Raw genomic sequence first — 8,176 nt, forward strand, 5'->3', positions numbered from 1 at the left:
GGTGTGCGGGGGGCGTGCGTGGGTGCGCCAATTCCGTTCGGTGTTCACGGAATTGGCGTGCTGATGGTGCGGGTGAGCTTGACCGTGCGTCAAGAGCGCATATCGGTCGCCGTGTTCCGCAAGGCGGTCGAAGCCGGCGGCACGAGCACCGTCCAGCCGGGGGCGTAGGTGTCCGGCACGGGGTGCCGCCGCCAGTCGCGGGCCCAGCGCGGGGGCTGCTTCTCGCGCAGGACCAGGGCGGCGGGCTGGCGCCGGTCGTCCTGCCGGGCGGCCGAGCACCCGGAGACGTACGCGATGGGGATCACCGAAGTGCTGCCCTTCAGTACGCACGGAGCGCGGACCCCTTGCTCGTGCAGGACGCCTGTGACGCGCACCCAGTCGTCGCGGGCGCCCGCCTGGATACGGGCGTTCCCGAAGGCGAGCGGAAGCTGCGCCCCCAGGTGGACGACGAGGGCGGCGGCGAGGACGACGGTGACCGCGCGCCGCGCCCGGCCGAAGAGGGCGAGGAGCCCGACGGCCGCGGGGACGGCGAGGAGGGCGTGGGCGGGGAGGAGGAAGCGGGGGGCGCCGTAGGGGACGAGGAGGAGATAGGGCAGAGCGACACACACGGCGACGACCACGGCCAGCCGGAGCGCGAGGCGGATCGTCTGCGGGGTGCCGTCGGTCTTCCTCGCGGTGCCGACGGTCTTCCTCGCGGTGCCGACGGTCTTCCTCGCGGTGCCGTACGTGTCGCGCGCCCCGCCCCTCCTGGTGGCCCACAGCCCGGCGGCCACGAGCACCGGCAGGAGGAGCCACCACTCCGCGGCCACGATCCTGAGCTGGTCGGCGGTGCACGGGCGGCAGAGCAGAGGACCGTCCAGGGCGGTGAACTGAGCCTCGACGGCGGCCAGGGGGCGCAGCCCGCCCTGCACCTCGCTCGCCGCGGCAAGGCGTTCGCGTACGCCGCCGAAGCGGACGTACGCCTCGACGGCCCACGGCAGCAGACCGGCCAGGAGGCCGCCCCCCACGGCAAGGGCGCGCCCCCTTGTCCGCCAGGCGGGCACGAGCAGGGCGGCGGCGAGCAGCGGAACGGCCGCGGCGGCACCGTCGTTCGGGCGCATCAGGGTGGCCAGGGCGAGCCCCGCCGCGATCCCCGCGTGGGCGAGAGGCCCGGGGCAGCGGGCCCCGAGGAACAGTCCGACCGCGGCCGTGACCCCCATGGCGGTGTAGTGGTTCGGCATCGCGGCGTTCGCGTAGAACAGCGCGAACCAGAGGCTTCCGTAGAGCCCGGCAGCCACGCCGACCACGGCGGGACGGCCGGCGATGACGCGCAGCCAGGGCCTGAAGCCCAGATAGAGGGCGGCGGTCGAGAGCAGCGTCAGCCAGACCCTGAGCAGGACGGTCGAATCGCTCCAGGCCGCGACGGGGGAGATGAGCACGGGTACGCCACGGGTGCGGGGAGCGCTGAAGGGGGTGGCGGGCTCGTACGGCGGGAAGCGGCTCGCGTAGACGATCTCGTCCCAGCCGAGGGACAGGGTGAGCGGGACGAGAGCGAGGGAGAGCGCGGCGAAGGCGGCACAGGCGGCGAGGAGGGGGAGGTCTTCGCGTCCGGAGAGGCGGCTGCCCGGGAGGAGGCTGCCGGTAGAGGGTGCCGCCCCCGGCGCGGGCACGGTCTGGGGTGCGCTTTCGGGCACGAGGGTCTCGACCTCCCGCCAGGCTCGGTCAGACGATGTCGCTTTCGATCACTTCTGGTCCCTTATGGGGGAAGGTAGCGACGATGGCGTCCGAAACGCAGGAGGTGGGGCCGACGTATTTCGCCCGCCGCCGACTCGTCACGGCGTACGGCGTACGGCGCACGGCCTGCGGCCTGCGGGGCCGCAGAGGCCGGCCGGCCTCTGCGGTAGGCGTGGGCGCGCGGTGCCGTCGGTCAGCCCGCGGCCAAGAGGGGGCGGGGGTCCGTCCGGGCGGTGGCCAGTGAGGCACGGTAGGTGCTGGGGGCGATGCCCCGGATCCGCTTGAAGGCGTCGCTGAAACCGAAGCCGTCCGCGTAGCCGACCTGACCGGCCACGGAGGCCACCGTCGCGCCCGGTTCGGCGAGCAGTTCGGAGGCGAGCGTCATCCGCCACTCGGTGAGGTACGCCATCGGGGGCCTGCCCACCAGCTCGGCGAAGTGCCGGGCGAACGCGGCGCGCGACACCTGGCCGCGCGCGGCGAGCGACGCCACCGTCCAGGGCCGCGCGGGCTCGTCGTGCATGGCGTGCAGGGCGGGGCCGACCACTTCGTCGCCCAGCGCGCGGTACCAGGCGGGCGGGCAGGCGTCCGGCAGGTCGAACCACTCGCGCAGGGTGCAGGCCAGCATCCAGTCGAGCATCCGGTCCATCACGTACTGGCGCCCCGGCCGGTCGGCGGCCACCTCGGCGGCGATCAGCTCCACGATCGGCATGCACTCCTCGCCCGACGGGACCACGAGGAGCGGCGGCAGCATGCTGACGAGACGGCGCCCCACCGCTCCGTCCAGTCGGTAGGCCCCGGTGATGAGTTCGGTCCCGGCGCCGGCGGCCTCCGCGGAGGCGAGCGTGAACGGCGCCGTCGTGCAGACCACGGCGGCGCCTCCCTCCCGCAGGAGGCGTGGTTCGCCCGACGCGGCGGAGATCCGGGCGGCGCCGCGCACCACCGTGACCAGCGTCAGGGCGGCCCCCTCGCTGTGCCGCCTCTCCCAAGGCCCGGTCAGCACGGCCCGGTCGAACAGCGCGCCGTCGGCACGTACCCCTCGCAGCAGATCCCCCAGAGCGTCCATGCCCCCACCGTAGACGGCGTCCCGCGCACGTGGACGTACTCCCATGGAGGCGAGACGAGCGCCCATGTGCCCGGCTCACGCGGGGGAGTTGGCTGTACCCATGACCGACGACGCGAAGAACACGCAGACGACCACGACCACGCAGACGACTGCGAAGACCACCGCCCCGACGAACACGCAGGCGTCCGACGCCCTCATCCTCGTCCTCGGGGCCACCGGCAAGACGGGCCGCCGTGTGGTGGCCCGGCTGCGGGACCAGGGCAGGAACGTACGCGCGGCGTCCCGCTCCGGCGAGACCCGCTTCGACTGGAACGACCGTGCGACCTGGGCCCCGGTCCTCGCGGGCGTGTCCGCCCTCTACCTGGTCGGCCCGCCCGAGCCGGAGCCGATCGCCGACTTCGTGGACCAGGCAGCCGCGGCCGGCGTACGCCGCTTCGTGGTCCTGTCCGGGCGGGGCGTCGAGGTGTTCGGCGACTCCTTCGAGCCGTCCATGGCGGAGGCCGAGCGCGTGGTGCGTGCGGCGGGCGTGGACTGGACGGTGATCCGCCCGAACAACTTCTCGCAGAACTTCGACGAGGACATCTACGCGGCATCTCTGGCCGAGGGCCGCCTGGCACTGCCGGTTGGCGACGCGCCGGAGCCGTTCATCGACGTGGAGGACATCGCGGACGTGGTGGCGGCACTGCTCACCGAGGACGGGCACACGGGCCGCACGTACGAGCTGTCGGGCCCCAGGGCACTGAGCTTCGCCGAGGCGGTCGCCGAGCTGGCGGAGGCGTGGGGGCGGCCGATGCGCTTCGAGCACATCACGGCGGACGCGTACGTGGCGGAGCTGGCCGGTCAGGGAGTCCCCGAGGAGATCGCCCGTCCCCTCGCGGACGTACTCGCCTGGCTGCCCGAGGGCCACAACGCGAAGCCGACGCCGGACGTGCAGACCATCCTCGGCCGAGCCCCCCGAGATTTCGCCACCTACGCAAAGGTGACGGCCCCGGAACCCCAGGCGTAGACGGACGAGACGGGTCAGACCGCGGACTCCTCGCGACCCGCGGCGGGAGTCATCGGCTCGGTCTCCCGCCCCGCGACAGGGGCAGCGGCGGATTCCTGCCGGGCCGCGGCAAGACGAACCGCGTTACGCCGCGCGGCGCGCACCGCGTCCCAGGTCAGCAGAGTCAACGCCAGCCACACAAGCCCGAACCCGGCCCACCGCTCCGGCGGCATCGCCTCATGGAAGTACAGGATGCCGAGCAGGAACTGGAAGACGGGCGCGAGGTACTGCAGCATCCCCAGCGTCGCGAGCGGCACCCGAATCGCGGCCGCCCCGAAGCAGACCAGGGGGATGGCGGTGACCAGGCCGGTCGCCGCGAGGAGTGCCGCGTGCCCGAAGCCCTCCGCGCCGAAGGTGGCGTCGCCCCGCGCCCCGAGCCACACCAGGAACCCGACCGCGGGCAGGAACTGGATCGCGGTCTCGGCGGTCAGCGACTCGAGGCCGCTGAGACCGACCTTCTTCTTCGCCAGGCCGTACGTGGCGAAGGAGAAGGCGAGGCAGAGCGAGATCCACGGCGGCTGCCCGTACCCGAAGGCGAGCACGAGGACCGCCGCGAGGCCGACGGCGACGGCCGTCCACTGCACGGGGCGCAGCCGTTCGCCGAGGAGCAGGACGCCCATCGCGATGGTGACCAGGGGGTTGATGAAGTAGCCGAGGGAGGCCTCCACGACGTGGCCGGAGTTCACGGCCCAGATGTAGACACCCCAGTTGATGGTGATGACCGCCGCGGCGATCGTCACCAGGCCCAGCTTGCGCGGCTGACGGATCAGCTCGCCGGCCCACGCCCAGCGCCGGACGACGAGCAGCGCGATGCCGACCACGACGAGCGACCACGCCATCCGGTGCGCGAGGATCTCGCCCGCGCCGGACGGCTTGAGCAGGGGCCAGAAAAGGGGGACGAGGCCCCACATCCCGTAGGCCGCGAAGCCGTTCAGCAGCCCTATGCGCTGCTCGCTCTTCGACTGTTCGGCTGCGGCGGCGTCCACGGCCCCTCCTTGGTGCAAGGCAGCCCCACGCTGCCCTCAGAAGGTAGCGGCCCGGACACCCCCGTGTCATGCCCGTCTCACGAAAACGGTCATGACCTCCGTCTCGCCCGCCTCCGGCCCGGCCTCAGCCCTTGAGCGCGGCCGAGATCGCGTCCGCGACAGGCGTCGTGGGACGCCCGATGAGCCGGGCCAGATCGCCGCTCGTACCGGCGAGCAGCCCCCGCTCGATCGCCGAGTCCACGTCGACGAGGATCGCGGCGAACTGCTCGGGGAGGCCCGCGCCGGTCAGGATCGCGAGGTTCTGCTCGGCGGGGACGTTCGCGTACGAGATGTCCTTGCCGCTCTGCCGGGCGACCTCGGCGGCGTACTCGGCGAGACTCCACGCGACATCGCCGCTCAGCTCGTACGCCTTGCCCTCGTGGCCCTCGCCCGTCAGCACGGCGACGGCGGCCGCCGCGTAGTCGGCGCGCGAGGCGGAGGCGACCCTGCCCTCGCCCGCGGAGGCGACGACGGCGCCGTGCTCCAGGACGGGGGCGAGGTTGGCCGTGTAGTTCTCGTGGTACCAGCCGTTGCGCAGGAACGTGTGCGGAAGCCCGGATTCGAGGATGAGCCGCTCGGTCTCCTTGTGCTCGGCCGCGAGGTCGAAGTCGGCGTCGGGCCCGCCGAGGACCCCGGTGTACGCGAGGAGCGCGACGCCCGCCGCACGGGCCGCGTCGATCACCGCCGCGTGCTGCGGCACGCGCTGCCCGACCTCGCTGCCGGAGATCAGCAGCACCTTGTCGCCCGCGGCGAAGACGCCGGCGAGGGTCTCGGGCGCGCTGTAGTCCGCGATGCGCAGGTCGACGCCGTGCGCGGCGAGGTCGGCGGCCTTCTCCTTGTCACGGACGACGGCGGCTATGTGCCCGGCGGGCACCTGCGCGGCGAGCAGCCCGTCGATGACGAGACGGCCGAGGTGTCCGGTGGCTCCGGTGACGACGATGCTCATGTCTGGAATCTCCCTGTGGGCGTGGTTCTGTGAGGTTCTGACAGTGAGCCTACGTTGGGCGCTAACTATTGGAAAGTACCCACTTTGAAGTAAGGTACTGGCATGGCAGTAAGCAACTGGAACCTCGGGGACGAGGGAATGTGCCCGTAGCGCCTCGTCCTGGAGCACGTCACGAGCCGCTGGGGCGTGCTCGTCCTGATCGCCCTGGACGAGCGCTCGTACCGCTTCAGCGAGCTGCGCCGGGCGCTCGGCCGGGTCAGCGAGAAGATGCTGACGCAGACCCTGCAGACCCTGGAGCGCGACGGCCTCGTGCACCGCGACGCCAAGCCGGTCATCCCGCCGCGCGTCGACTACTCGCTCACCGACCTGGGGCGCGAGGTCGGCACGCAGGTCAGGGCGCTCGCCGAGTGGACCGAGCGGCGCCTGGCGGACGTACAGGAAGCGCGTCAGGCGTACGACGAAGCCCGGTCCTGAGAGTCGATGTGACCCCAGGGCCGGGCTTCGGTTCGGGCGAGTCGAGCTAGCCGACGACGGTCCACGTGTCGCCGCCCGCGAGCAGTGCGGCCAGGTCGCCCTTGCCGTTCTGCTCGATGGCGGTGTCGAGCTGGTCGGACATCAGGGTGTCGTAGACGGGGCGTTCGACGCTGCGGAAGACGCCGATCGGGGTGTGGTGCAGGGTGTCCGGATCGGCGAGGCGGGAGAGCGCGAAGGCCAGCGTCGGCGAGGTCGAGTGCGCGTCGTGGACCAGAATCCGAGACTCGGTCTCAGAGGTGACCGGGACAACTTTGAGATCGCCGGTCGCCGGGTCGCGTACGACGCCCTTGGAGCCGAGGCCGCTTTCCAGCGGGGCCCCGAAGCGGATCGGCTGCCCGTCCTCCAGGCGGATCACCGCCTCCTCGGCCTGCTGCTTGTCCTTGAGGACTTCGAAGGCGCCGTCGTTGAAGATGTTGCAGTTCTGGTAGATCTCCACCAGCGCGGTGCCGGGGTGCTCGGCGGCCTCGCGCAGCACGGAGGTGAGGTGTTTGCGGTCGGAGTCCACGGTCCGCGCCACGAAGCTGGCCTCCGCGCCGATGGCCAGGGAGACGGGGTTGAAGGGCGCGTCCAGTGAGCCCATCGGCGTCGACTTGGTGATCTTGCCGACTTCGGAGGTGGGGGAGTACTGGCCCTTGGTGAGGCCGTAGATGCGGTTGTTGAACAGCAGGATCTTCAGGTTGACGTTGCGGCGCAGGGCGTGGATGAGGTGGTTGCCGCCGATGGACAGCGCGTCGCCGTCACCGGTGACCACCCACACGGACAGGTCCCGCCGCGAGGAGGCGAGGCCGGTGGCGATGGCCGGGGCGCGGCCGTGGATGGAGTGCATCCCGTAGGTGTTCATGTAGTACGGGAAGCGGGAGCTGCAGCCGATGCCGGAGACGAAGACGATGTTCTCCTTGGCCAGGCCGAGTTCGGGCATGAAGCCCTGCACGGCGGCCAGGACGGCGTAGTCACCGCAGCCGGGGCACCAGCGCACCTCCTGATCGGACTTGAAGTCCTTCATGGATTGCTTGGCCTCGGCCTTGGGCACCAGGGAAAGCGCTTCGATCGTGCTCCCGGTGCCTTCGGTCTTCGTGTCAGCCATTGATGGCCTCCTTGAGAGCCGTGGCGAGCTGCTCGGCCTTGAACGGCATTCCATTGACCTGGTTGTACGAGACCGCGTCCACGAGGTACTTGGCGCGGAGGAGCGTGGCGAGCTGCCCGAGGTTCATCTCGGGAATCACCACCTTGTCGTAACGCTTCAGGACCTCGCCCAGATTCCGGGGGAAGGGGTTGAGGTGGCGCAGATGGGCCTGCGCCACGCTCTCGCCGACCGCCCGCAGCCGGCGTACCGCCGCGGTGATGGGCCCGTAGGTCGAACCCCAGCCCAGCACGAGCAACTTGGCGTCGCCGGTCGCGTCGTCGACTTCGAGGTCGGGCACCTCGATGCCGTCGATCTTGGCCTGGCGGGTGCGGACCATGAAGTCGTGGTTGGCGGGGTCGTAGGAGATGTTGCCGGTGCCGTCCTGCTTCTCGATGCCGCCGATGCGGTGTTCGAGACCGGGCGTGCCCGGGATCGCCCAGGGGCGGGCCAGGGACTGCGGGTCGCGCTTGTAGGGCCAGAAGACCTCGGTGCCGTCGTCCTCGGTGTGATTGGGCCCCGAGGCGAACTGCACCCGCAGATCCGGGAGTTCGTCGGTGTCGGGAATCCGCCACGGCTCGGAGCCGTTGGCCAGATAGCCGTCGCTCAGCAAGAACACCGGCGTGCGGTAGGTTACCGCGATCCGCGCCGCCTCGATGGCCGCGTCGAAGCAGTCCGCCGGCGTCTTGGGCGCCACGATCGGCACCGGCGCCTCGCCGTTGCGCCCGAA

7 protein-coding genes and 1 pseudogene are annotated in these 8,176 nt (G+C 71.7%); 2 read left to right on the forward strand and 6 right to left on the reverse strand.

All coding sequences use genetic code 11. The features are described 5' to 3' along the window. Positions 1 to 89 precede the first annotated feature (89 nt). Positions 90 to 1,673, reverse strand: a complete 1,584-nt coding sequence (locus ACWD02_RS38155) for a hypothetical protein (RefSeq protein WP_451219983.1) — start codon at positions 1,671 to 1,673, stop codon at positions 90 to 92. Positions 1,674 to 1,906: 233 nt separating this feature from the next. Then, complete coding sequence (locus tag ACWD02_RS38160) at positions 1,907 to 2,776, reverse strand: AraC family transcriptional regulator (RefSeq protein ID WP_451219986.1); 870 nt, start codon at positions 2,774 to 2,776, stop codon at positions 1,907 to 1,909. Between the two features lie 100 nt (positions 2,777 to 2,876). Here ACWD02_RS38160 and ACWD02_RS38165 point away from each other — a divergent pair, with 100 nt between their 5' ends. Beyond that, positions 2,877 to 3,782 (forward strand): NAD(P)H-binding protein, encoded by a 906-nt coding sequence (locus ACWD02_RS38165; protein ID WP_451219989.1) that lies wholly within the window; start codon positions 2,877 to 2,879, stop codon positions 3,780 to 3,782. A gap of 14 nt (positions 3,783 to 3,796) precedes the next feature. Here the strand turns inward: ACWD02_RS38165 and rarD are convergent, their stop codons facing one another. Both rarD and ACWD02_RS38175 read right to left on the reverse strand, forming a co-directional pair. Beyond that, positions 3,797 to 4,807 carry an EamA family transporter RarD gene (gene rarD, locus ACWD02_RS38170; protein ID WP_451219992.1) on the reverse strand — a complete coding sequence of 337 codons (1,011 nt, stop codon included), beginning with the start codon at positions 4,805 to 4,807 and terminating at the stop codon, positions 3,797 to 3,799. Between the two features lie 124 nt (positions 4,808 to 4,931). Then, complete coding sequence (locus tag ACWD02_RS38175; RefSeq protein ID WP_451219995.1) at positions 4,932 to 5,792, reverse strand: NAD(P)H-binding protein; 861 nt, start codon at positions 5,790 to 5,792, stop codon at positions 4,932 to 4,934. 159 nt (positions 5,793 to 5,951) lie between these two features. Between ACWD02_RS38175 and ACWD02_RS38180 the strand changes: the two genes are divergently transcribed. Beyond that, positions 5,952 to 6,266, forward strand: coding sequence for a winged helix-turn-helix transcriptional regulator (locus ACWD02_RS38180; protein ID WP_451220036.1), 315 nt, complete (start codon positions 5,952 to 5,954; stop codon positions 6,264 to 6,266). Positions 6,267 to 6,312: 46 nt separating this feature from the next. Here ACWD02_RS38180 and ACWD02_RS38185 read toward each other — a convergent pair whose 3' ends face one another. Together ACWD02_RS38185 and ACWD02_RS38190 are read right to left on the reverse strand one after the other, a co-directional pair. Further along, positions 6,313 to 7,410: a 2-oxoacid:ferredoxin oxidoreductase subunit beta gene (locus ACWD02_RS38185; RefSeq protein ID WP_451219998.1), complete on the reverse strand. Its 1,098-nt coding sequence runs from the start codon at positions 7,408 to 7,410 to the stop codon at positions 6,313 to 6,315. Then, positions 7,403 to 8,176: pseudogene (locus ACWD02_RS38190) on the reverse strand (2-oxoacid:acceptor oxidoreductase subunit alpha); the annotation flags it as partial. The gene ACWD02_RS38185 and the pseudogene ACWD02_RS38190, both read right to left, overlap by 8 nt.

It is taken from the genome of Streptomyces sp. NPDC002853 (genome assembly GCF_053591915.1).

Coding starts and splice junctions, on each gene's coding strand:
- ACWD02_RS38165 (WP_451219989.1), top strand. CDS start 2,877: ATGACCGACGACGCGAAGAACACGCAGACGACCACGACCACGCAGACG.
- ACWD02_RS38185 (WP_451219998.1), bottom strand. CDS start 7,410: ATGGCTGACACGAAGACCGAAGGCACCGGGAGCACGATCGAAGCGCTT.
- ACWD02_RS38175 (WP_451219995.1), bottom strand. CDS start 5,792: ATGAGCATCGTCGTCACCGGAGCCACCGGACACCTCGGCCGTCTCGTC.
- ACWD02_RS38160 (WP_451219986.1), bottom strand. CDS start 2,776: ATGGACGCTCTGGGGGATCTGCTGCGAGGGGTACGTGCCGACGGCGCG.